Source organism: Novosphingobium sp. YAF33 (assembly GCF_052113265.1).
In the GTDB taxonomy this organism is placed as follows: Bacteria; Pseudomonadota; Alphaproteobacteria; order Sphingomonadales; family Sphingomonadaceae; genus Novosphingobium.
The window spans coordinates 1-22,118 of record NZ_JBFRCW010000023.1 but is presented as its reverse complement, the minus strand read 5'-3'; the positions used below and the strand labels follow the sequence as shown (position 1 = coordinate 22,118).

The following is a 22,118-nucleotide window of genomic DNA, read 5'->3' as shown; positions in this document are numbered from 1 at the left end:
CTTTAGCGAGCGGTGCCCGGCTTGGGCGCGACGCGAATCTGATTGCGGCCTCCGGTCTTGGCCCCATAAAGCGCCTCATGGGCGGCCTTGAGCGCAGCCCGCGGGTCGGGATGATCGAAGACGTCAGCCACGCCTGCGGAGAAGGTGATCTGGCCGAAGGGCTCGTCGTTGTGCCGGTTGACCAGACGCCGCTCGGCGAGGCTCTCGCGCAGCCGGTCAAGGCGCTCCTTGGCTTCGGTAAGGGTGCACCCCCTGAAGAGCATCACAAATTCCTCGCCGCCATGGCGTGAGACGTGGCATTTGTCGTCCGAAATTCCGGACAGAAGATCAGCGATCAGGCGCAGCACCCGGTCACCCGCCTCGTGGCCATGGGTATCGTTGATGCGCTTGAAATGGTCGATATCGCAAAAAGCCAGGACCAGCGGGTCGAGCGCTGCGCGGGCGGCCTTGTGCTCGCGCTCGAGCACGGCTTCGAAGCGCGGCGATTGGGCAGACCGGTAAGATGGTCGACTTCCGCGTCGCGCTGGGCTTTTTCCAGACTGCGGCACAGGCCTTTCGCTTCGGATTCGCTGGTGCGCATTTCGGCCTCGAGGCTGCGCGTCTTTTCCAGCATGGCCTTGGCGAGATCAGCCAAGGTCGAAATGATCTGACCGGTTTGCTGGACGCTCGCGAGATCGGCCACCTGCTGTTCGAGCTCGTCACCGTAATTCGATGTCGCATGCCGGGCGGCGGTCGTGTTCTTCGAGAATGTGTCGAGTGTCTGCTCGAGACGTACCATCAACTGCTTGATCTCGCCCGGCGCTTCATCCGACTTGGCAGCCGCGGTAACCTCGTCGAGCCACGCCTGCGTCACGGTCCCGCCGTCCGCCCGGCGCTGCATGACCTTGCGCGCGAGCCCCGGATTGCTTCCGCTAGCGATGCCGTGGGCGACCACAAGATTATCCGGGCTGATCTCCAGGCCATGATCGAGCAGGAATGCAGCGATCTCGTTCAGGACATGGTGGCGCGCGGAAAGATGCCGGTCCTCCGTGTTCGCACCGGGGCGAGGTCCGCCTGTCTCGTCTCCGCTATGCCTCGATCCGAGCCAGCCGAGCCATTTGCGTGGCGATCGCGATGATGCATCGATATCCGTCAAATATGCCCCCAACCCTGCGCGCTTGGCATTCGCCCCTGCCTTGCCCTGCTCGCCGCTTCCCCCCCGGGAGGCTCGCACGCACTAGCGCGCCGGCAAGTGCTGCGCACCAGATACAGTTTTGCCATGTTCCGCAACAGCGATCCTCTCGTTTTGCCGCGGAATTAGGGGAAAATAATAGCAGCAATGATGCTTCATCCATCAGCAGTCATCTGTCAGCGCTCAACTGTCTCGCCTCACAAAAACTAGGCCCGAGCTGCTCCCAAAGATGGCCATTGCCGACACGCTTGACTCCGCGGCGCGGGCAGGTTTTCTTCAAGTTGAAGCATTCCGCGAGGGTGAGGTGTCGACGCATGCGGCCGAATCATTTCCAGTAGACCCGTCCGCGAGACTCTTCATCACGGACGACCTAAGCGCACGTCCGCGCAACCGGCATCCGCCCAGCGCTGAACGCCTTGCGGTCCGCCAGCTTCTCGGGAAAATGGTCGATGCCCCCGACGAGGTGATGCCGCGCATGGTGGCCCATGCCCTCGAACTCACCCAGGCTAGCGCTTCCGGGCTCAGCATCCTTGATGAGAGCCACGATCCTCCCGTGTTTCGGTGGCAGCATCTCAACGGAGCGCTCGCCCGTTTCGAAGGCGCGCTGACGCCTCGTCACAACAGCCCCTGCGGCGAGACGCTGGACCGCGATGCGCCGCTTTTGTGCAGGCATCCTGAGCGCGTCTATGACTGGATCGCCGAGCATGATCTCGTCATCCCTGAGGTCCTGCTTGTCCCTATTCGTATCGGCAAGGAGCGGGCGCATGGCACCTTGTGGGTCGTTGCACAGCACGAGGATCAGTTCGACAGCGAGGATCTTCGGATCGTATCGGAACTCGCCGACCTCGTCGCCGTGGCCCGGAAGATGCAACAGGACAAGCTGCGGCTGCAGGAAGCGCTTGAACAACAGTCGATGATCGCGCGCGAGATGGATCACCGGGTGAAGAACCTCTTTGCCCTCACCCAGGCGATGATCGAGATGAGCGCCCGGCATGCGACCAGTCCTGCCGAACTGGCGCAATCCCTGACGGGTCGCCTGCAGGCGCTTGCCCGCGCGCATGCGATGCCAGAGCACACGGGCGCAGCAGAGAAAGAACCGGGCAGCCTCGACCGGACAGAGCTGTCCGCCTTGATCCAGGCGCCCCTCGAGGCGCATACCTCCCTCGCCGAGCCGGGACGTGTCTGCTGCAAAGGTGAGCCGATCCCGCTCGGGCCTCAGGCCACCACAAGCCTGGCCCTGCTGTTCAACGAGCTCACCACCAACTCGGTCAAATACGGCTCGCTCGGCAGCGGAGAGGGACATGTCCGGGTGGAATGGGAGGCCTGCGGACCCGATCTCGTCATCCGCTGGGAGGAAAGAGGCGGACCGCGCCTCGCCGGGCCGCCCGCGCGTCAGGGCTTTGGCACCAAGCTGATGCAGCAGGTGTTGCGCGGCCGGCTCAAAGGCCGACTGGAGAAGAACTGGGATCCGGACGGCCTCGTGGCAATCGTCAGGCTCATGCGCGATCGGCTCGCCGACTAGGCCGTGTCGCCGTAATCGCTTTGGTCAGGGGCGAGGACAGCGCGAACTTTCTCCAGCTCTGCCAGGCGGGACTCGTCTTTCGCGCGCGCCGCCTGGAATATCTCGTTGACCAGCCCCTGCAGTACGTGCCGCCCATAGCGCTGTCGCAAGGTCTCGGCTTCCTGCAATGCCATAAGCCTCATGCGCCCTCACCGGGAATGGGGTTCGACAGGTCTTTGGGCGACCTAATCCCGCAGCCGTTAACCCGGCGTTGCCGACAGGCCTTGGCGCGAAATTAACTGTGACCGTTCGGTCTCAACCGGCCCGCAAAATTGGTGCATTCCAGGCCATGTACTGAGGGAAAGATTAACCAGCCTTCCCTAGAATGCGGCGGATGGATCTTTCTAACGCGCCATCGTCTTGGGACATCGAACGGGAGCGTCTCGCCGCGCTGTCCGGCTATGCGATTCTCGACACGCCGCCCGAGCGCGAATATGACGTCCTGACCCGCGTCGCCGCCGTCGCCCTCAATGTCCAGAGCGCGGCGATCAGTCTGATCGATGGCCACCGGCAGTGGTTCAAGTCACGCCACGGTATCGCTTTTCCCGAAACGCCTCGCGCAGTCGCGTTCTGCAGCCACGCGCTCGAGGCGCGTTCGGCGCTTGTCGTTCCCGACGCGAGCCAGGATGCCCGCTTCCGGGACAACCCGCTCGTCACGTCGGAGGGCGGGATTCGCTTCTATGCGAGCGTTCCGCTCATCACGAGTACCGGCCTTTGCCTAGGGACCTTGTGCGTATTCGACCCCGCTCCGCGCGAGCGGCTGGACGATGATGAGCGCCTTATCCTCGAGGATCTCGCACAGCATGCGACGAGCCTCATCGAAGCGCGCTGTGCGCGGCGGATGACGGAGATCGCGGGCAAGGTTGTCGATGCGACGTCGGATGCCGTCCTGGCGGCCGATCTGAACGGCCGGATCGTTCATTGGAACGCCGCCGCGGAGCAGATGTTCGGCCGGTCGCGCCACGAGGCGATCGGCGAGGATGTCTCCATCATCATGCCGCCGCGCTTTGCGCTCGGTCACGCTGAAGCCTTCGGACGCGCTGCCCAGGGCGGCCCTACCCGCCTCGTCGGGTCCTTCATCGAACTCGTCGCCATGCGCGCCGACGGCAGCGAGTTTCCGATCGAGCTCTCGCTCGCCCGCTGGGGTGATCCGGGCGGAGACCAGGGCTTCGCTGCCATCGTGCGGGATATCAGCGCGCGCAAGAGCCTGGAACGCGAACGCGAACATGCGCAGAAATTTCTGCAAAGCATCGTCTCCAACCTCCCCGCGACGCTATTCGTCAAAGACGTGGAGACACGCCGCTATCTGATGATCAACCGTGCCGGCGAGACCGTGATGGGGCGGCCGGCGAGCGAGATCATCGGCGCTACCGACCACGAGCTCTTTCCGGCGAACGCCGAGGCTAGCGAGGATCGTGACAATGAAGCGATAGCCCGCCGGGACACGTACCAGACCGAAGCGGCCTTCACCCGCGGCGATGGCGAGACGCTCTACCTGCGGACAATGCGCACCGTGATCGACGTGCCTGACCGCCCCTGCCAATATCTGCTCGGTGTTTCGGAAGACGTCACGCAGATCCGCCGGACGGAAGCCGAAGTCCTCCGTCTGGCGCATCATGATGCGCTGACGGGGCTTCTCAACCGGTCGAGCTATACTGACCGATTGTTCCGCATGGTCCAGGCGCGCGAGCCTTTCGCCATGCTCAGCATCGACCTCGACCGGTTCAAGGCGGTCAACGATCAGTTTGGGCATCCAGGCGGAGATGCCGTGCTCATCCAGGTCGGGGATCGGCTGCGCGCCGTCATCGAGAGCGAAGGATGGATTGCGCGCATCGGCGGGGACGAGTTCATCGCCGTGCTGGCCGGGGAGCGCCTGCGTGAACGGGCGCAGATGTGCGCCGATAGGCTGATCGACGAATTGGCCAAGCCGATCGTGACTGGACGCGGCGTCTGTTACATCGGTGCCTCGGTGGGGATCGTGCTCATGCCGCAGGATGGCGAAACGACCGAGCAATTGCGCGAGAACGTCGACCTTGCGCTCTACCGCGCCAAGCATAATGGCCGCGCCTGCGCGTGTTTCTTCAATGCCGAGATGGATTCCTCGGCGCGCGATCGCCGTCAGATCGAGCGCGACTTGCGCGAAGCGGTCGCGGCCGGCGACATCGGGCTGGTCTATCAACCTCTCGTCGCGGCGCAGACCGGCAGGATCACGAGCGCGGAGGCCCTCGCGCGCTGGACCCATCCGGTCAAGGGGCCGATCCGGCCGGACGTCTTCATCGCGCTCGCCGAGGAATGCGGGATCATCGACCAGCTGGCCGAACAGCTGCTGCGCCAGGCATGCGTCGATGCGCGTAACTGGCCCGCCGATGTTCGGGTGGCGGTAAACCTGTCGCCGTTACAGTTCGTTTCCGGCAAGCTTGTTGAAACGGTGGGCGCAGCGCTTGCGGCCTCGGGTCTGTGTCCTAGCCGACTGCAGCTCGAGGTCACGGAAGGGCTGGTCATTCGCGACGTCGAGCGCACGTTCGACCAGTTGGAGGCGCTGCGCAGCCTGGGCATTCAGATCCTGATCGATGATTTCGGCGTGGGATATTCGTCGCTCAGCTATTTCCAGCGCTTCCCATTCGACAAGGTGAAGCTCGACCGCTCCTTCGTCGAGCAGGTAACTCAGTCGCAGGCCGCGAGAGCGATCATCCAGGCCGTGGTAGGGCTAGGCGAACAACTCGGCATGGCCGTTGTCGCGGAAGGCGTGGAAACGCATGAGCAGATGGAAGCGCTTGTCGCCATGGGCTGCACGCATCTCCAAGGCTATCTGTTCAGTCGGCCGCTGCCCGTGAACGCGCTCTGCGCCATGCTCGAAAGCCAGCGGTCCGTCGTCCCGCGCCAAGACAGCCAGGCGGCTTGACTCCTCGTCATCCCGCTATGCGAGATCACGCTTCGCTGGGTCGAGGCAGATCGCCGACACCACACGGCGCAGATCCTCCTGACTGTAAGGCTTGAGCAGGATTGCGGCATCGGGAAATTCGGTGGATGAAATGCCGCTGCCGTCGCCGCTGGCGAAAATGATCGCTGGCGCGGGGACACGCGCCTTGACGGTCCGGGCAAGGTCGATGCCGGACGCCTTGGGCAGGCCGACATCGGTCAGGACAACGTCGACCTCGTTTTGCCCCAGCAGCGCTTCGGCGGCTTCGGCGTCCTCGGCTTCCAGGACGGCATGGCCAAGATCGGCGAGCATGTCCGCGGTGTTGAAGCGGATCAGTCCGTCGTCTTCGACAAGGAGGATACGAAGGGTGCGGGCCTCCCGCACAGCCTGGGACGCCGGCAAGGGCGATGGCTCCGGTGCGTTTCCGCCGCCCTCCGCGATCAATCGGTGCTGTGCTTCGTTGGCCAGCACGTGGCGGACTTTGCGGGCAAGCGCTTCGCGCGTGTAGGGCTTGGAAAGAAGCTCGACCCCCGGATCGAGCCGGCCATGATGCACGATCGCGTTCTCGGTATAGCCCGAGGTGAAGAGCACCGCGAGGTTCGGCAGCCGTTCCTTCGCTCGGCGCGCCAGTTCGGGACTACGCAGCGGGCCGGGCATGACGACGTCAGTGAAGAGGAGATCCATCGGCACGCCACTCTCGATGACGGTGAGCGCGCTTTGCGCGTCGCGCGCCTTCAGCACCCGGTATCCAAGTTCGGACAGCAGGCAGACGGCGGTCTCGCGGACGGCATCGTCGTCCTCCACCACGAGGACCGTCTCGGAGCCGCCCCGCACCGGTCCCGTGCTCGTATCGGTGAGTATGTCTTCCCGGGCAGTCTCGCGGCGCAGGTAGAGCTTGATGGTCGTGCCCTCACCCACCTCGCTGTAGATCTTGATATGGCCACCCGACTGCTTGACGAGGCCATGGACCATTGAAAGACCAAGCCCCGTCCCCTTGCCTTCCGGCTTGGTGCTGAAAAATGGTTCGAAGACCTGGTCGATGATTTCCGGCGCCATGCCGGTGCCAGTATCGGTAACCGCCACCATCACATATTGCCCGGCGGTGACTTCGTCGTGCTGGCGGGCATAGTCATCATCGAGCCAGGCGTTGGCCGCCTCGATCGTCAGGCGGCCGCCATCCGGCATGGCATCTCGCGCATTGATCGCGAGATTGAGGATGGCGTTTTCGATCTGACCCGGATCCACGAGGCAGTTCCACAATCCGCCGCTCACGATGGTCTCGATCTCGACATCCTCGCCGATGACCCGGCGCAGGAGATCGTCCATATTGTTGATGAGGCGGCCCAAATTGACCACCTTGGGCTCGAGCGGTTGTCTGCGGCCGAAGGCGAGGAGCTGCGAGGCGAGCTTCGCGCCGCGCGAGACGCCTGCCAGCGCATTCTGCACACGCTGCTCGGCGCGTTCATTTCCTGCAATGTCGCGCGACAGCAGCTGGAGGTTCCCGCTCACCACCTGCAGCAGATTGTTGAAATCATGTGCAACGCCGCCCGTCAGCTTGCCGAGTGCTTCGAGCTTCTGCGACTGGCGCAGCGCCGCTTCGGCAGCCTCGCGGTCCAGCGTTTCGCGCTGCAGCCGGCCAAGGGCCGTGCCGAGTTCTTCAGTGCGCTGCTCGACCCTGTGTTCGAGCGTCTCGTTGAGGTTGTGGAGCTGGTCCTCCGCGCGCTTCTGATGCGTTACGTCGTAGCCGTCGACAAAGATGCCCGAGACACTGCCGTCCGGCTCGATGATCGGCTGATAAATGAGGTTCACGAAGCGGGTCTCGAGCGGCCCCTCCGGCGTGCGCTGGAGATGGGCTTCGAGATTGCGGCCCACAAAGGGCTCGCCGGTCTGGTACACCCTGTCCAGCAGCTCGATGAAACCCTGCCCGGCTATTTCAGGAAGCCCGTCGCGAAGGGGCATGCCGACCACATCGCGATGGCCGACAAGTTGCTGATAGGCGTCGTTGACCATGTCGAAGACATGGTCAGGGCCCTTCAAGATGCACATGAAGCTCGGGGCTTGGCGGAAGAGCCGGCGAATGCGGTCGCGCTCCTGCGTTCGCAGTTCCACCTCCGAGATCAGCTGGCGGTTCGCCTGTTCGAGGACGCGTGAGGCTTCCTCGCGCATCGTGGCGACTTCCGCCAGCGCCGCGGCGCGCTCACGTTCCGCTTCGAAGGCATAGCTGCTCGTCAGGCCTGCGGTGATCTGGCCGGCAAGCAATTCGAGGAAACTCAGATATTGCTCACCGGCGGGACGATAGGGGTTGAGGCCGACCACGAGGGCGCCCAGCGGCCGGTCGTTCCCGCGATCGACCAGGGGAACGACGGCGATCTTGGTGGGCGGACGATCCCAGGATCCGGTCGGGAGATCGGCGTGCATGCATTCGTCGATCCGGGGAGCGGTCCAATCGAGTTGAACCCGCTTTACCCCCCAGGGATCTTGCGCCGAGCCTGCCGCATGCGCGCAGGGGTGATCGGGGTCCATCCCCGCGCAGTTGCGCGCCAGGACGGGGGCGCCGGCTTCGTCGAACAGGTAGACAAGCGCGAACGGCATGTCGCGATCGTTGCGCGCGAGCTCCGCCTCGACAGCGTCGAGCACGGCCTCATGTCCTTGGGCGCCTGCAAGGGCCAATGCGAGCTGGCGCAGCGATTCCAGCCGCCGTTCGCTGATGACCCGGTCGGTCTCCTCACTGACCGCGCAAAACACGCCCTCGACCGTCCCCTGGTCGCCCAGCAGGGGGCTGTAGGAAAAGGTGTGATAGGTCTCCTCGGGATATCCCGCGCGCTCCACGATGAGCAGAAGAGCGCGGTCCCAGGTCGCCTCCCCCTTCTGATATACCGTTTCGAGACGTCCTTTGATGTCGTCCCAGATCTCGGCCCACAGCTCGCGCGTCGGCATGGCAATGGAGCGCGGGTGCTTGTTGCCTAATGTCGGCCGATACGCGTCGTTGTAGAAGAAATGGATGTCCGGCCCCCAACCGAGCCACATCTCGAATTTCGACGTCAGCAGCAGCCGTAGCGCGACTTTGAGCCCGTCGGGCCAGTCTTCCGGAGGACCAAGTGGCGTTGCTGTCCAATCATGGACACGCAGCAGCCGGGCCATTTCGCTGTCCCCCACAAATATGTCTTCATAGGGTTCTGGTATTTTGGTGTGTTCGGTCAAGCGTGGCTCCAGACGGTTTATACGGAGTTACGCCCGGAAGGTCCTGGTAGCCAGCAGCATCTTCGCTCCCTGCTCTCACGGTCGCTATCTTACAGGCACACGCCCACCTCGCGCCTTATGATCATCGCGATGAAAGGCAAACTGATGCCGCCGGCTTTGGTTTCAATCCGGATGAGAAAGAGGCAACAATTCGTCGCGAAGGATGATCAGCGCGCACCGGCTTAGGTCCTCCGCGGCAGCAGCGGTCGTCGCCTCGGTGTAGCAGCGCAGTTCCGGCGCATTGCCCGACGCGCGCAGATGGATCACGACGCCGCGGTCGAATGTCACGCGCAGACCATCGGTGGTGTCGATCTCTACGACCTGGCCGCCAATCGTACCGAAATAGGTTTCGATGCGCGCCCGTTGCTCCTCGGCCGATCCCTCCCTGAGCCAGACCAGAAGCGCCGCGCTTTGCGCCGGCGCCACATCCGGGAGGCGGTCGCTATGGGTGGCGCGCTGCGGCAGGCTCGCGACCAGTTCCGCGACGCTGCTTCGCTTGGCGGCGGCGAGTACCGAAACGATCGGCAAGACAGCGTCGCGCGTGGGAAGGGCATCCAGCGGATGATCACCGTCGAGCACCGTCGAGCCGAGCAGGACGCCGCCATTGGCCTCATAACCGCAGACGATCGCGCCCGGGTCGGCCGCGATCTCCTCCTGCATGGCGGCGATCACATAGGGTGAACCGATCCGCGTCCGCCGAACCGCGACAAACGCGCCTGAAAGCTCGGCCGCGCTATTGCTGCTCACCGGGGTCACGACGCGGTCCGCGCCAAGCGCGCGAGCGCACAGAAGGGCGGTGATATCGCCGCGAAGCCAGGTCCCCTGCGCGTCGGCGACGAGCGGCCGGTCCGAATCCCCGTCGGTGGACACGATCGCATCGACCGTGTGCTCGCTCGCCCACGCCTGCGCCAGAATGATGTCCTCATCGCGAATGGCTTCGGTGTCGACCGGCACGAAGGTTTCGGATCGGCCGAATGGCAGAACGGTGGCGCCGAGCGCCTCGAGCACGCTCACCAGGACGTCCCGCCCCACCGCGGAATGTTGGTAGACCCCGACTGTCATGCCCTTGAGGGCCTCCGCGCCGAAGAAGCCGAGGTACCGATCGCGATAGGCGCTTATGATCTCGACGGTCGGGGGTAGCGGTTCAGCGCTCAGGAGTGCGCCCGATGCATCGAAAAGGCTGTCGTGGGGTGAGATCCGCTGCTCGAGTATGCCGGCCTCGTCCGACTTGAGGACCTCGCCCGTCGGTCGGTAGAATTTGATCCCGTTCCGATCAGCCGGGATATGGCTTCCCGTCACCATGATCGAGGGCATCTTGCGGCCCAGCGCGTAAAAGGCCAGCGCCGGTGTCGGTACGAGCCCGCAGTTCACCACCACGCCGCCGGCGGCGCGGACCGCCGCCGCACAGGCCTGCACGATCCGCGGTGTGCTGGGACGCAGATCGCCGGCCAGCGCCACGGTCTGGCCAGGGGCGAACTCATCGATCGATCGCAAATACTGGAGGAACGCGCTGGTATAGGCAAAACAGAGCGCGTCGGTCATGGCCGAGACCGGTCCCCTGACGCCGCTCGTGCCGAAGGGAACACCGCTTTGCGTCATGAGAGTGCGCACGCTTTTGAGAGCGGAACCCTCGCTCGGCGGGGAATCGTCCGCCTCCATGTCATTCGGCAATGCGTTCATGGCCCCGCCACTCCCATTCGTTGTCATTGAGCAAATCCATGCCGTCGGGCGCGCGCAGCGCGGCGAGCAGATCGGCTATCTCGATCCTGGCAAAGCTCACCGACGTATCGGCAACGCCATAGGGCATGACCAGCCTTCCGCCATGCGCGATCGCCCCGCAGGTATAGACGACATTGGGAACATAGCCTTCCCGATCCTCATCGGAAGGCGACAGGAGCGGGACGGCCGAGCGGCCGATGACCCGCGAGGGATCATCCTTGTCCAGCAGCACCGCGCCAATGGCATATTTGCGCATCGCGCCCACGCCGTGGGTGAGCACAAGCCAGCCTTCCTCAAGCTCGATCGGCGCGCCGCAATTGCCCATCTGGACCAGTTCCCAGGGATAATGCGGTCCTAAAATGCGCTTGCCTTCCTCCCAGTGACGCAGGTCGGGCGAGCGCAGCAGGAACAGGCTCTCATTGTCCTGCCGGCCGATCATCAGATAATCGCCGCCAAACCGGCGCGGGAACAGGGCCATGCCCTTGTTTCGCGACGCCGGACCCGTCAGCGTCTGCAATTCGAACGTCTCGAAATCCCGGGTCACGAAAAGCTCCGAGGCGATCGCGGCGCCGCTGTAGGCGGTGTAGGTACCGTAATAGCAGGTCGAGGCATCGTCATCGGTGAAACGGACCAGGCGAAGATCCTCGAGCCCGTTGCGCTGGGCGGGCGTTGCGGGAAAGAGCACGGTCTCATCGAGCCGCATCCCCTCCACGTGCCGCGTGAAGCGGACTTCACCGCCGGGCCCGGTCTCGGGCCGCGCGGCAATCGCGAAATCGGGTTCCGGCATCATCTCGATCGTACCGCACGGTCGGATGAGGCCCTCGCGAAAGGTGATCGAGGAAATATGCCCTTCGCCCACCGCACGCAGCGACAGGACGAAACGCAAGCCGCCCTCCGGCACGCCATTCTGGTCGGGATGCGGCACGATGCTGGGGTTCATCAGCGCCGCCGCGCCAAACGAATATTCATGGCAGAAATAGGCGCCGATCAACTGGCGGACCGAGGGCGATAGACTGTCCGTCAGCTCTACCTCGCGCGCGACCTGCTCGAAGCGCTCTTCGAACACCGTGCGGATCTCGCGGTGGCGGTTCCCGAAATCGGCGAGGGTGACGGCCAGTTCCCGGTCCACCGTCGCGCCCTCCATGGCGCGCACGCCATTGATGATGCGATGCATGCGCTCATTCTGGACGGGGTTGAGATCGCGCGGTTCAGGCGCAATCTGCAAGGGCCGGACGACCACCCGCGCCGGGTTGGGCCGCAGCCGCAGGGGAATCGACTGGATCAGCGACATGCAGCGACGCTCCCCTCCTCCTGTCCCTCTTCCTGATTCTGCGACCCGTCGCTCCTGGCCCTCAGTCGGCGCACAGCGAGCGCTGCAAACTGCCAGGCGAGAATGGATTCGGCGCCCTGGTTGAGGTTGACCCGGTCGACCTGCAGGCCGTCGAAACAGCCGCCGTCGGGCAAGGCCAGCCGCAGACCCAGATCGTTGGCGCCCAAATACCAAGCATAGGCGGTTTCGACATGGGTGAGCCATTGGGCGTCGCCGGTCGTCTCGAACGCCAGGGCGCAGGCCTCAATCGTGGCCCAGGCTTCAAGCGGCTGCTGGTCGAACGCCTGCGGCGTTTCATGGGGGAGCCCGAAACTCTCTGTCCCGATCGGACGGAAATGGCCTTCCTTCGCGGTTTGGCGCTCGGCTAGCCACGCAAGCGCCTCGATCGCTTCCTCGACCATATCCGGGCGCGCGAGCGCACGGCCCGCGCGCAGCAGCGCTTCGGGGAGGCGCGCATTGTCATAGGCCAGCACCGGCTCGAACCAGATCCAGTCGTCTCGGCGATTGGCGCGCAGCAGTTCCAGCAGGCGGACCGAGAAGGTCTCCATCAGCAGACGGGCGGGACGATGGCCGGGATAGACCGCCAGGAATGCAGCAAGTCCGGAGGTCGCGAAAGCCTGGGCGCGCGGGCTCTGCAGAAAGCTGCTCGCCGGAATAACCTTGTCGGCAAGCGCCGTGGCCCAGAGCTTGAGACCGTGGTCATCGGTTGCCTGCGCGCTCCGACCCAGCGCCCAGAGCCCGCGGCCGAAGCTGTCCTGCGACCCTTCCGTCTCGAGCCAGTCCCGATCATAGCCCATGAAGTTGCGGAAGCGGCTCGCATCCTCATCCCAGGCGAAATCGACAAAGGACGCGTAGATGTTGGCAAGGCGTGCTGCGCGCGGCGTATCCAGCCCTTCCAGGGCAAATTCGCTTGCGAGCATCAGCGCCCGGGCATTGTCGTCCAGGCAGTAGCCGTGTCGGCGGTCCGGCACCTTGGAGCGGCTATGCTGCAGCATGCCGCAACCATCCGTCATGCGATCGATAGCATCGAGCGAAGGCTCTGGCGCCGGCGTGACGGACGGGCGCAAACCGACGAGCGTGGTCGCCAGGGGGGAGCCCAGCCGGGCCTGGGCGAAGAGCGACAGATAGCTGGCGCCGACCACCTGCCATGTCATGGCGCGACCCGCCTGGTAGGCGCTGCGCCGCAATTCATCGCGGCGCCGGCCGTCACCCAGCAGGTCGCCCACCGCCTTCGCCAGGGCGTCCGGCGAGGCGAAGGGAACCAGCACACCGCATCCGTCGGACAACAGTTCCTGTGCGTGCCAGTAGGGCGTCGATACGACCGCCTTGCCGAGCCCCACGCTGTAGGAGAGCGTGCCGCTCGTGATCTGCGCTTCGGTCAGATAGGGGGTGACATAGATGTCGCAGGCCGACAGCCAAGCCTGCAGCGTGGGCGTGTCGACATATTCGTTGACGAAACGGACGTTGCGCTCGAGCCCCAGCGCGCTGACCTGCCGGGCAAGATCCTCGCGATAGGCTTCCCCTTCGCGGGCCACCAGATGCGGATGCGTTGCGCCGAGCACCACGTAAATGAGATCGGGATGATCGCGCACCAGCTGCGGCAGCGCCGAGATCATCACCTCGATGCCCTTGTTGGGCGAGAGCAGGCCGAAGGTGAGCGCCACGCGCCGCCCGTCGAGGCCGAAGCGGTGCTTTTCGAAAGCCGGATCGAGAAATGGCATGTCGGGAATGCCGTGGGGAATCACCACGATCTTGTGCGCCGGGACCCCCATGTCGCGGGCAAGGATCGTGCGGCCCATCTCGGTCATGACGATGATCCGCGAGGAGGCCTGCGCCAGCGCGTTCATCACGCGCCGCTGGTCGGCCGTGGGATCGGTCAGCACGGTGTGCAGCGTAGTTACGATCGGCGCACGCAGTCTGTCGACGAGGGCAAGGAGATGGTCGCCCGCCTCGCCCCCGAAGATCCCGAACTCGTGCTGAAGGCATACGATGTCGGGGTTGAGCGCGTTGATATGCTCCGCCGCCGCAACATAGTCGGAGAGATTGTCCTGCGCGATCTCATAGCCGACTTCGCGGGGATAATCGTGATGCACGCCGGGGTCGTTGAGCGCGATCGTGGAGATGGTGAGATCCGGATCGCCGGCTTTCAGCGCGGCGTGCAGATCCGCCGTGAAAGTTGCTATGCCGCAGCGGCGCGGGGGGAAATTGCCGATGAGTGCGACATGGCGCACCGGCGGCGGCGTCAGATCGATAGTCATGGCAACAGATCTCCTTCAGCAAGTGTGGACCGAGCGGAGCGGGGCTCGGCGAGAACGAGGCGGGCGGGCGTGTCGGCATGCAGCGCGACCGGTCCGTGCGTGAGCCAGCATTGGTTGGCTGCGAAGGGCCGGCCGGCTATCGTGCCCTCGCCCGACAGGATGGCCAGACAGGCGCGCTCGGGCACGAGGACGACCTGGCCGCCCGGGTTGAGGGCGAACTGCGAGAGAGCGAAGGGCGCGCCTGCGCCGGGCAAGGCTTCCACCGGCTCGACCTCGGTGCGCGCTTCGAACAGGGCCTGGGCGAGGTGAAGCTCGCGCGGTCGCCCATAATCGAAGAGGCGATAGGTCACATCGCTGTGCTCCTGGACCTCGAGGACGGTGAGGCCGGGCCCGAGCGCATGGATCGTCCCGGCTCTGATGTAGAAGCTGTCCCCTGCCCGCGGACGAATTCGCCGAAGCAGCGAGGGTAGCGTTCCGTCGCGGGCCGCTTGGGCGATCGCCTGACGCGAAGCGGGCGCCTCGAGCCCGAGATCGAGATAGGCGTCCGGGAGCGCCTCGGTGACATGCCACCATTCATGCTTGCGGCCGGGCCCCTGTGGATGGACCTGGACCGACAGCGGCTCGCTCGTCTGCAGCCATTTGATCGTCAGGCCCGCATCCGGCGCTTCGAAGATCATTTCGCCCAGCGGCTGCGCCTCGTCCGGCGCCGGCAGGCCGTCGCGCCGGCCCCAGGGCTTGGCGACATAGCGGGGCGTCAGCCTTTCCGCCCAGCCCCCGGCCTCGGGGGCGGTGTCGGCTGGCTCTTCGCGTTCCAGACAGGTTTCTATCAGCATCGATCGGTTCTCCCAGGGATGATGCGTTTGAGGGTCAGGATGCCGTGGCGGCCTCGCGGGTGGCGGAAGGGCTCTCCTGTCCGGCAAGGCGCCGAACGTCCTGTGAACGCCCGCGCGGCGCGATTAGCACCGTGTCGCCGGTGGCTACGACGATGAGGTCGGAAACGCCGATCGCGGCGATGCGTGGCCCGGTGCTCTTGAACAGGCAGTTCCGGCTTTCGAGCGCCTTTACCTCGCCCTCCGAGAGATTGTCGGCTTCGTCGCGGCTGCCAATCGCATGAAGCGCATCCCAGCTGCCCAGATCCGACCATCCCATCGCCGCCGGCACGACGGCGACACGCGCGGCTTTTTCCAGGACGGCGTAGTCAATCGAGTCCGCGGGAATGGCGGCAAAGGCGTCAGCGTCGGGATCGGTGCGCCGGCCTTCCCGCGTTGCCGACGCCAGCGCGGCCTCGACAGCAGTCAGCATTGCCGGGGCATGCAGGCGCATGGCCTCGAGAAAGGCATCGGCGCGCAGGAGGAATATGCCGGCGTTCCAGCAGTGACCGCCTTCAGCGATCATCCGGGCAGCGCGGTCGCTATCGGGCTTCTCGACGAAGCGATCGACCTGATGAACGCCTTGGCAGATCGCTTCGCCGCAGCGGATGTAGCCATAGCCCGTCTCGGGATGGTCCGGCGTGATGCCGAAGGTGACGAGCCATCCGGCGGCCGCCTGCGGCGCCGCGCGTTCTATGGCGGCGGCGAAAGCTGGAACATCGGCGATGACATGATCGCTGGGCATAACAAGGAGCAGCGCGTCCGGACTGGGCGCCTCGAGCGCCGCCATCGCGATAGCAGGCGCCGTATTGCGACCGACGGGCTCGAAGATGAGCCGGGCGGGCGTGCAGTCGATGGCGCGCAATTGCTCGCCGAGCAGCGCGTCGTGGCCGCGATTGGCGATAAGGATCGGCGCCTGGACAAGGCCCGCGGCGCGGGCCCGCCGGACCGTCTGCTGGAGCAGGCTCTCCTCGCCAGCGAGCGCAATGAATTGCTTGGGGCTGGCCGCGGTCGAAATCGGCCAGAGGCGCGTACCGGACCCGCCGGACAGGATAACAGGAATGATCGAGCGCATATCCGAGCCACTTTTCCTGGGCAGCACGCACGAGGAGGCTGCGCGCAATCCTGTCAGAAAGCCCGGAAATCCCTCTCGCTATGCTGAATGATGAGGTGACAGGGCCGGCCGCGCCGGCCCTGTCGGTGAAGGATCAGTAGTCCATGGCCGGCATGGGCGCGGCCTTCTCATCCTTGGGTAGCTCGGCGACCAGCGCTTCGGTCGTGATGAGCAGGGATGCGACCGAGGCCGCATCCTGCAGCGCGGTGCGCACGACCTTGGCGGGATCGATGACCCCCGACTTCACCAGGTCCTCATACTGGCCGCTCGCGGCGTTGAAGCCCCAGTTATAGTCGTCGCTTTCGAGCAGCTTGCCGACGATGAACGCGCCGTCCTCACCGGCATTGTCGCAGATCTGGCGCACCGGCGCGCGCAGGGCGCGGCGAATGATGTCGATACCGGACTGCTGGTCGTCATTGGCTGCCTTGAGGCCGTCGAGCGCCTTCAACGCGCGGAGCAGCGCGATGCCGCCGCCCGGCAGAATGCCTTCCTCGACAGCGGCGCGGGTCGCGTGCAGCGCGTCGTCAACCCGGTCCTTCTTCTCCTTGACCTCGACCTCGGTCGCGCCGCCCACGCGGATCACGGCAACGCCGCCGGCAAGCTTGGCCACTCGCTCCTGGAGCTTCTCGCGGTCATAGTCGCTGGTGGTCGTCTCGATCTGCGCCCGGATCTGCGCCACACGGGCGTCGATCTCCTCGCGCGCGCCGGCGCCATCGACGACCGTGGTGTTGTCCTTGTCGATGATGACCTTCTTGGCGCGGCCGAGCATGCCGAGCGTGACGTTCTCGAGCTTGGTGCCGAGTTCCTCGCTGACCACGCTGCCGGCGGTGAGAACCGCGATGTCCTCGAGCATGGCCTTGCGACGATCGCCAAAGCCCGGCGCCTTGACAGCCGCGACCTTCAGCCCGCCGCGCAGCTTATTGACGACGAGCGTGGCGAGCGCTTCGCCTTCCACGTCCTCGGCGATGATGAGCAGCGGCCGGCCCGACTGCACCACCTGCTCGAGCAGCGGAATGAGCGCCTGGAGGTTCGAAAGCTTCTTCTCGTGGATGAGGATGTAGGGATCCTCGAGCTCGACCTTCAGTTTCTCGGCGTTGGTCACGAAGTAAGGCGAGAGATAGCCGCGATCGAACTGCATGCCCTCGACGGTCTCGAGTTCGGTCGCGAGGCTCTTGGCCTCTTCGACGGTGATGACACCCTCATTGCCGACCTTTTCCATCGCTTCTGCGAGGATGGTGCCGACTTCGGCATCGCCATTGGCCGAGATGGTCGCGACCTGGGCGATCTCGCTGTTGGCCGAGACCTTCTTCGCGTGCGCCTTGAGGTCCTCGACGACCGTCGTCACGGCGAGGTCGATGCCGCGCTTCAGGTCCATGGGATTCATCCCTGCCGCGACCGCCTTCGAGCCTTCGCGCACGATGGACTGGGCCAGCACGGTGGCGGTGGTCGTGCCGTCACCGGCCTTGTCGTTCTGCTTGTTGGCGACCTCGCGCAGCATCTGTGCGCCCATATTCTCGAACTTGTCCTTCAGTTCGATTTCCTTGGCGACGGTGACGCCGTCCTTGGTGATGCGGGGCGCGCCGAAGCTCTTCTCGATGACCACATTGCGGCCCTTGGGACCGAGCGTCACCTTGACGGCGTTGGCCAACGTATCGACGCCGCGCAGCATGCGATCGCGCGCGTCCGAGGCGAACTTCACTTCCTTGGCAGCCATCTGCCTAACTCCTTTCGTTTGTCCTTCCTGATGTTCGAGGGATGGGGGCGGCCCATCAGGCCGCCTGCTTGAGCTCGGCGACGGGCTCGATGATGCCGAGGATGTCGCTCTCCTTCATGATGAGCAGATCCTCGCCATCGATGCGAACCTCGCTGCCAGACCACTTGCCGAACAGCACCCGGTCGCCGGTCTTCACGGTGGTGTCGGTGAGCTTTCCGTTTTCGTCGCGAGTGCCTGGACCGACCGCGAGGACTTCACCCTCCTGCGGTTTTTCCTTGGCGGTGTCGGGGATGATGATGCCGCCCGAGGTCTTCTCCTCGGCTTCGATGCGGCGAACGAGCACACGGTCGTGCAAAGGGCGGAAATGCATGGGCAAAGCCTCCGGTTGCAAAACAAGAATGATGATCCCCGCCGTTCATCGGAACGACAGGTTCCCGGGAACTAAGAAGCTCAATTTGCCCCTTCAAGACCCCCCTGAAAATTTTTTGGCACTCAATGGAACGGAGTGCCAATCGCGTCGATCTCAATGGCTTGGAGATGAAAAAACGTCTTGACGCGACTCCGCATCGTACCAAAATCTGGCGGGTGCGGATGAGGATGTCCGCTACGAAAGACAGGAGCGACAGGAAAGGAGGCTGACTATGTCGCAACCATTTTCCCGTTTTCTTCATCCCTTCGACGTCGCGCACCACCCGGATCTGGAGCCCGAGGTCAAACGCGCTATCCTGGCGTCGTGGGCATCGGACAGATCGGCCGTGCGCGACAAGCCAGCGCTGCGAAAGCCGCGCGGTGCCAAACGCGCCGTGCCGATCGACGAAGTGCTCGCGGCCATGCGCACGCTGGACGAGGGGGATTCCGGTCAAACCAGCTTGCAATGAGCGACCGCGGTTTTCTGGCGCAGCTGCAGGGCTACGGCATGACAACGGCGGAAATTCACTATTACCGCCCTGACGCGCCGTCACTCCTGCAGCTCTTTGTCTGGCAGGAATATGATCTCGCGCCCGACTTTCCAGTGTTGTTCGACTTCCTGGACCATTGGCGGCGCGAGATCACCGCCGCCCTGCATTCCGTGCGGATCGCCCATGAGCAGCTGATCCGACCCACCGAATGGAGCGCGGTCGACGGGATACTCTCGATACGATGAAACAGGCGCTGATCCATAGGCTCAAGGGCCGGGGCAAGGGTGTCCGCCTCACCTTGCCCTTCGACGATATCATGGAGTTCGCGATTGCGTTGCTGACGGTTGGTCCCGAGGACCTGGAGGCGCTGGGCTGGACCTTCGCTGATCGCAAGCGCTTCCTGGATCATTTTCTTGCGTCCGGTCGGGCCGCGCAGGGCGTCGCTCCTGAGCATCTCCGGCAAAAATCCATCGAAATCGTGGTGCCGCGCAAGGATCTCGATCGCCTGCATCGATTTGCGGTACGCGAACTGCCCAAGGCGGCCAGCAATGCCGCCATGCTCGACCGGGTGATCCGCGCGCTCGACCAGGCCGCGCAGCGCCAGGATGCCGGCAAAAGGCGAACGCCCGGGAAATCCTGACGACGTCGCCACTTCATTCACCATCCAATGAAAGGACACATTCCATGCGTTATCAGCTGTTTCGCGACGACGACCAAAGCCAGCCGGTCGCTGAGAGTGATGAATTCCAAAGCGAGTTCAAAGCGACCGAATGGGCGCGTGCGTGGGTGGAAACCAACGGCGCTCACGATCGCTACCGCTTCCAGCAGGTGGACGGCGGCCGGCCCATGCTCTTGCTGAAGACCGTTGCCGGACAATGGTATGTGATGCCGCTTGCCGAGCAGGTTGCGGCATAGCCGATCTTGCCGGGTCCGCGCCCTTCCCCTCTCGCACCGGTCCTCGCCGTGGATTAGGCTTTCCAAGCGCCATGGTTCCCGGTGCGCCACAGCCACAGGCTCTTCTCGAGCCACAAGCGGACGACATGATGCCCGAACCCTATCGTTCAACGCCAGTGTTCGATCAGGACACAATCCCCTCCGGACTGCGCGGCAATCATCGAACCAAGGCGGGGGTTTGGGGCGTCATCCGCGTCCTGGAAGGCGCCCTGYGTCTCACCTATGTCGAGCCGCGATCCGAAATCGTTCTCGAACCGCGTGTCGTGGGCGTCGTGAAACCCGAGCAGGAGCATTTTGTCACGCCGCTGGACAACGTGCGGATGCAGGTCGACTTCTACAATGAACCGCCCCATGGGTGAGGCTGTGCCCAACCTCCAGAGTCCTTGGTATGCTTGAGCGCGGCAGGGCCGATTTCAGGGTCCGATGCCGATCCGCGCCAGGGCCTGCGTCAAATCGCCTTGCCGGAAGGGTTTGGTCAGGCGCGCGAGATCGGGTCGATGCTGTCAGAATCGGCGTAGCCCGAGATGATGAGCACCGGCATCGGCTGACGCGCGCGAAGCGCCCGCGCCAGTTCGGTCCCCGTCATGCCGGGCATCAGATGATCGGTCATCAGAAGATCGGTCATCAGAAGATCTGGCGTGAGACCCTCGTCCACCAACCGCAGCGCGGCCGCGCCGCAATTGGCCTCGATCACGCGATAGCCCATTTCGGTGAGCATATCGGCGGTTGTCGTGCGGATCAGGTCTTCGTCGTCGACGAGCAAGACCATTCCGATCTCCCGTCGCTCGGGTGCTTGGGTGTTCGATACCGGCGCCGTGCAAGGCTCTTGCGGCGCAAGCGGCAGCCACAAGTCGATGCAGGTGCCCGACCCCGGCTGGCTTTCGATGCCCATGTGTCCGCCGAGCTGGGCCGCCAGGCCATGGACCATCGACAAGCCGAGCCCCGTGCCTTTGCCAACGCCCTTGGTCGAGAAGAAGGGCTCGATTGCGCGCGCGAGGGTCTCCTCATCCATCCCGGTACCGGTGTCGGCGACCGAGAGCCGCACGCGCGGCGCTCCTGCCTCACCCCGCGCGTTCGCCTCGAAGGTCACGCCGAGGGTCAAGGTGCCGCCGCCTGGCATTGCGTCACGCGCATTGACTGCGAGGTTCAGCAGCGCCATCTCGAGCTGGTTCGCATCCGCCAGCGCGCGGGGCGTGGTTCATCCACGTCGAGGCGGACCTCAATCTGCGGGCCTGCGGAGGTTTCGATGAGGTCGGCCATGCCCTGGACCAAAGCTGCGACGTCGACGGCGACCGGCTTGAGCGGCTGCCTCCGGGCAAAAGCGAGCAGCCTCTGCACCAGCGTTTTTGCCCGTTCCGCGGAGGCGAGCGCTCCGGCAATCGTGCGCTTGGCGCGGTCATCGCCAATCCCCCGCCGCTCAAGCATGTCCAGGCCGCCGATGATGGGCGTCAGCAAATTGTTGAAGTCGTGCGCAACGCCCCCGGTCAGCGTTCCGATCGCTTCGAGCTTCTGGGCATGGCGCAGCTGTTCATAGGCCTGGTTGAGCGCCGCGGTTCGTTCGGCGACGCGGGCCTCCAAGGTCTCGTTAAGATCGCGCAGCCGTGCCTCGCTGATCTTGAGCGCTCGGGTGCTCTCCTCGGCTCGTTCGCGCGCCGCGACCAGATCCCGCTCATAGGATCTGCGATCGGTCGCATCGACGAGCATGATCCGCGTACCGACAGGTCGGCCCTCCACATCCACTCGCCGCCATTCCGTCAGGACCGGCAAGCGCCGGCCTTCAGCGCATCTCAGATCAATGGCGACCTGCCGGACGACGCCCTCCCTGTGAAGAAGCGGCGACACATGGGTCTCGAAAAAAATCCGACCGGCCGGCGTCAGCACATCCTGGATTTTCCGACCGACCACATCGGCTTTGYCGACTCCCAGCCATGACAATAGCGTCGCGTTGATCCTGACAACGCGCAGCCGGCTGTCGAGCGTCACATAACCGCACGGGGCATGATCGTAGAGATCGTCGAGCGTTTCTTCGGGAGGCTGATCGTCGGGTGGCGGCTCGGACACTAGGGGCGCCTCAGCTATCCAGAAACTGGCGCATCGCCTCGATGGTCTCGGCCGGCGCGCTCATGTGCGGACAATGGCCGGTAGCCGCGATGATATGTAGCTGCGCATTGGGCATTCGCGCCGCCACATACTGCCCGACCTCTTCGGGGGCGACCATATGGCTCTGTTGCAAACATTTGGGACCGCCGAACGACACCGCGCCTTTTTTGGGATCAGGCAACATCGGCGAAATGCTGATTGAGCATGTCCATGGCCTCGGTCATGGCCGAGGGGCCAATGCCAAATGATCTTTCGATCAGGCGCACCTC

General features: G+C 64.5%; 21 protein-coding genes and 1 pseudogene. 7 read left to right on the top strand and 15 right to left on the bottom strand.

Going from position 1 to position 22,118, the window contains the following annotated elements:
* Positions 1–2: 2 nt before the first annotated feature.
* Together AB4Z00_RS25180 and AB4Z00_RS25175 are read right to left on the bottom strand one after the other, a co-directional pair.
* Entirely contained in the window at positions 3–416 is a 414-nt protein-coding gene (locus AB4Z00_RS25180; protein WP_313443125.1) for a GGDEF domain-containing protein, read from the bottom strand.
* A complete protein-coding gene (locus AB4Z00_RS25175; RefSeq protein ID WP_313443127.1) occupies positions 335–1,135 on the bottom strand; it encodes a hypothetical protein in 801 nt (266 codons plus the stop codon). The genes AB4Z00_RS25180 and AB4Z00_RS25175 overlap by 82 nt, the downstream gene beginning before the upstream one ends.
* A 265-nt stretch (positions 1,136–1,400) precedes the next feature.
* Between AB4Z00_RS25175 and AB4Z00_RS25170 the strand changes: the two genes are divergently transcribed.
* On the top strand, positions 1,401–2,693 hold the full coding sequence (locus AB4Z00_RS25170) for a sensor histidine kinase (protein WP_313443123.1): 1,293 nt from the start codon (positions 1,401–1,403) through the stop codon (positions 2,691–2,693).
* On the opposite strand, the gene AB4Z00_RS25165 is transcribed toward AB4Z00_RS25170, so the two are convergent.
* Complete coding sequence (locus AB4Z00_RS25165) at positions 2,690–2,866, bottom strand: hypothetical protein (RefSeq protein ID WP_313443121.1); 177 nt, start codon at positions 2,864–2,866, stop codon at positions 2,690–2,692. The genes AB4Z00_RS25170 and AB4Z00_RS25165 overlap by 4 nt on opposite strands.
* Before the next feature lie 200 nt (positions 2,867–3,066).
* Here AB4Z00_RS25165 and AB4Z00_RS25160 point away from each other — a divergent pair, with 200 nt between their 5' ends.
* Positions 3,067–5,634: a sensor domain-containing phosphodiesterase gene (locus AB4Z00_RS25160; protein ID WP_313443119.1), complete on the top strand. Its 2,568-nt coding sequence runs from the start codon at positions 3,067–3,069 to the stop codon at positions 5,632–5,634.
* 15 nt (positions 5,635–5,649) lie between these two features.
* On the opposite strand, the gene AB4Z00_RS25155 is transcribed toward AB4Z00_RS25160, so the two are convergent.
* The 8 genes from AB4Z00_RS25155 to groES form a co-directional block, all read right to left on the bottom strand.
* The gene (locus AB4Z00_RS25155; RefSeq protein ID WP_442047696.1) at positions 5,650–8,853 is read right to left on the bottom strand and encodes a response regulator; all 3,204 of its coding nucleotides are present in this window, start codon (positions 8,851–8,853) and stop codon (positions 5,650–5,652) included.
* Between the two features lie 162 nt (positions 8,854–9,015).
* Positions 9,016–10,572, bottom strand: a complete 1,557-nt coding sequence (locus AB4Z00_RS25150) for a phosphomannomutase (RefSeq protein WP_313443397.1) — start codon at positions 10,570–10,572, stop codon at positions 9,016–9,018.
* The gene (locus tag AB4Z00_RS25145) at positions 10,553–11,902 is read right to left on the bottom strand and encodes a glycoside hydrolase family 130 protein (RefSeq protein WP_442047695.1); all 1,350 of its coding nucleotides are present in this window, start codon (positions 11,900–11,902) and stop codon (positions 10,553–10,555) included. Before AB4Z00_RS25145 ends, AB4Z00_RS25150 begins: the two co-directional genes overlap by 20 nt.
* Complete coding sequence (locus AB4Z00_RS25140; protein WP_442047694.1) at positions 11,893–14,199, bottom strand: glycosyltransferase; 2,307 nt, start codon at positions 14,197–14,199, stop codon at positions 11,893–11,895. The genes AB4Z00_RS25145 and AB4Z00_RS25140 overlap by 10 nt, the downstream gene beginning before the upstream one ends.
* A complete protein-coding gene (locus tag AB4Z00_RS25135; protein WP_442047693.1) occupies positions 14,196–15,032 on the bottom strand; it encodes a class I mannose-6-phosphate isomerase in 837 nt (278 codons plus the stop codon). Before AB4Z00_RS25135 ends, AB4Z00_RS25140 begins: the two co-directional genes overlap by 4 nt.
* A gap of 34 nt (positions 15,033–15,066) precedes the next feature.
* A complete protein-coding gene (locus AB4Z00_RS25130; RefSeq protein ID WP_442047692.1) occupies positions 15,067–16,143 on the bottom strand; it encodes a mannose-1-phosphate guanylyltransferase/mannose-6-phosphate isomerase in 1,077 nt (358 codons plus the stop codon).
* 133 nt (positions 16,144–16,276) lie between these two features.
* Entirely contained in the window at positions 16,277–17,896 is a 1,620-nt protein-coding gene (gene groL / locus AB4Z00_RS25125; RefSeq protein ID WP_008829923.1) for a chaperonin GroEL, read from the bottom strand.
* 55 nt (positions 17,897–17,951) lie between these two features.
* Positions 17,952–18,266, bottom strand: a complete 315-nt coding sequence (gene groES / locus AB4Z00_RS25120; RefSeq protein ID WP_008829924.1) for a co-chaperone GroES — start codon at positions 18,264–18,266, stop codon at positions 17,952–17,954.
* Positions 18,267–18,537: 271 nt separating this feature from the next.
* On the opposite strand from groES, the gene AB4Z00_RS25115 reads away from it, so the two are divergent.
* The 5 genes from AB4Z00_RS25115 (at position 18,538) to AB4Z00_RS25095 (ending at position 20,108) form a co-directional block, all read left to right on the top strand.
* Positions 18,538–18,774, top strand: coding sequence for a hypothetical protein (locus tag AB4Z00_RS25115; RefSeq protein WP_008829925.1), 237 nt, complete (start codon positions 18,538–18,540; stop codon positions 18,772–18,774).
* Complete coding sequence (locus AB4Z00_RS25110) at positions 18,771–19,040, top strand: usg protein (RefSeq protein WP_008829926.1); 270 nt, start codon at positions 18,771–18,773, stop codon at positions 19,038–19,040. Before AB4Z00_RS25115 ends, AB4Z00_RS25110 begins: the two co-directional genes overlap by 4 nt.
* Positions 19,037–19,435 carry a hypothetical protein gene (locus tag AB4Z00_RS25105; RefSeq protein ID WP_442047691.1) on the top strand — a complete coding sequence of 133 codons (399 nt, stop codon included), beginning with the start codon at positions 19,037–19,039 and terminating at the stop codon, positions 19,433–19,435. Before AB4Z00_RS25110 ends, AB4Z00_RS25105 begins: the two co-directional genes overlap by 4 nt.
* A 44-nt stretch (positions 19,436–19,479) precedes the next feature.
* On the top strand, positions 19,480–19,710 hold the full coding sequence (locus tag AB4Z00_RS25100) for a hypothetical protein (protein WP_313443302.1): 231 nt from the start codon (positions 19,480–19,482) through the stop codon (positions 19,708–19,710).
* Between the two features lie 125 nt (positions 19,711–19,835).
* A complete protein-coding gene (locus AB4Z00_RS25095; RefSeq protein WP_442047690.1) occupies positions 19,836–20,108 on the top strand; it encodes a DUF1971 domain-containing protein in 273 nt (90 codons plus the stop codon).
* A gap of 116 nt (positions 20,109–20,224) precedes the next feature.
* On the opposite strand, the gene AB4Z00_RS25090 is transcribed toward AB4Z00_RS25095, so the two are convergent.
* From AB4Z00_RS25090 to AB4Z00_RS25075, 4 genes and pseudogenes are all read right to left on the bottom strand, one after another.
* A complete protein-coding gene (locus AB4Z00_RS25090; protein ID WP_313443305.1) occupies positions 20,225–20,908 on the bottom strand; it encodes an ATP-binding protein in 684 nt (227 codons plus the stop codon).
* A complete protein-coding gene (locus AB4Z00_RS25085) occupies positions 20,896–21,810 on the bottom strand; it encodes a PAS domain-containing protein (RefSeq protein ID WP_442047689.1) in 915 nt (304 codons plus the stop codon). Before AB4Z00_RS25085 ends, AB4Z00_RS25090 begins: the two co-directional genes overlap by 13 nt.
* Before the next feature lie 10 nt (positions 21,811–21,820).
* Positions 21,821–22,033: an alpha/beta fold hydrolase gene (locus tag AB4Z00_RS25080; protein WP_442047688.1), complete on the bottom strand. Its 213-nt coding sequence runs from the start codon at positions 22,031–22,033 to the stop codon at positions 21,821–21,823.
* Positions 22,023–22,118 (bottom strand): annotated as a pseudogene (locus tag AB4Z00_RS25075) (IS6 family transposase); the annotation flags it as partial. The pseudogene AB4Z00_RS25075 and the gene AB4Z00_RS25080, both read right to left, overlap by 11 nt.

Excerpts from the sequence above, each read along its gene's own strand:
- AB4Z00_RS25170 (WP_313443123.1), top strand. The coding sequence starts at position 1,401 with ATGGCCATTGCCGACACGCTTGACTCCGCGGCGCGGGCAGGTTTTCTT.
- AB4Z00_RS25165 (WP_313443121.1), bottom strand. The coding sequence starts at position 2,866 with ATGGCATTGCAGGAAGCCGAGACCTTGCGACAGCGCTATGGGCGGCAC.
- AB4Z00_RS25160 (WP_313443119.1), top strand. The coding sequence starts at position 3,067 with ATGGATCTTTCTAACGCGCCATCGTCTTGGGACATCGAACGGGAGCGT.
- AB4Z00_RS25150 (WP_313443397.1), bottom strand. The coding sequence starts at position 10,572 with ATGAACGCATTGCCGAATGACATGGAGGCGGACGATTCCCCGCCGAGC.
- AB4Z00_RS25145 (WP_442047695.1), bottom strand. The coding sequence starts at position 11,902 with ATGTCGCTGATCCAGTCGATTCCCCTGCGGCTGCGGCCCAACCCGGCG.
- AB4Z00_RS25140 (WP_442047694.1), bottom strand. The coding sequence starts at position 14,199 with ATGACTATCGATCTGACGCCGCCGCCGGTGCGCCATGTCGCACTCATC.
- AB4Z00_RS25135 (WP_442047693.1), bottom strand. The coding sequence starts at position 15,032 with ATGCTGATAGAAACCTGTCTGGAACGCGAAGAGCCAGCCGACACCGCC.
- AB4Z00_RS25130 (WP_442047692.1), bottom strand. The coding sequence starts at position 16,143 with ATGCGCTCGATCATTCCTGTTATCCTGTCCGGCGGGTCCGGTACGCGC.
- groL (WP_008829923.1), bottom strand. The coding sequence starts at position 17,896 with ATGGCTGCCAAGGAAGTGAAGTTCGCCTCGGACGCGCGCGATCGCATG.
- groES (WP_008829924.1), bottom strand. The coding sequence starts at position 18,266 with ATGCATTTCCGCCCTTTGCACGACCGTGTGCTCGTTCGCCGCATCGAA.
- AB4Z00_RS25115 (WP_008829925.1), top strand. The coding sequence starts at position 18,538 with ATGTCGCAACCATTTTCCCGTTTTCTTCATCCCTTCGACGTCGCGCAC.
- AB4Z00_RS25110 (WP_008829926.1), top strand. The coding sequence starts at position 18,771 with ATGAGCGACCGCGGTTTTCTGGCGCAGCTGCAGGGCTACGGCATGACA.
- AB4Z00_RS25105 (WP_442047691.1), top strand. The coding sequence starts at position 19,037 with ATGAAACAGGCGCTGATCCATAGGCTCAAGGGCCGGGGCAAGGGTGTC.
- AB4Z00_RS25100 (WP_313443302.1), top strand. The coding sequence starts at position 19,480 with ATGCGTTATCAGCTGTTTCGCGACGACGACCAAAGCCAGCCGGTCGCT.
- AB4Z00_RS25090 (WP_313443305.1), bottom strand. The coding sequence starts at position 20,908 with ATGGCGCTGCTGAACCTCGCAGTCAATGCGCGTGACGCAATGCCAGGC.
- AB4Z00_RS25080 (WP_442047688.1), bottom strand. The coding sequence starts at position 22,033 with ATGTTGCCTGATCCCAAAAAAGGCGCGGTGTCGTTCGGCGGTCCCAAA.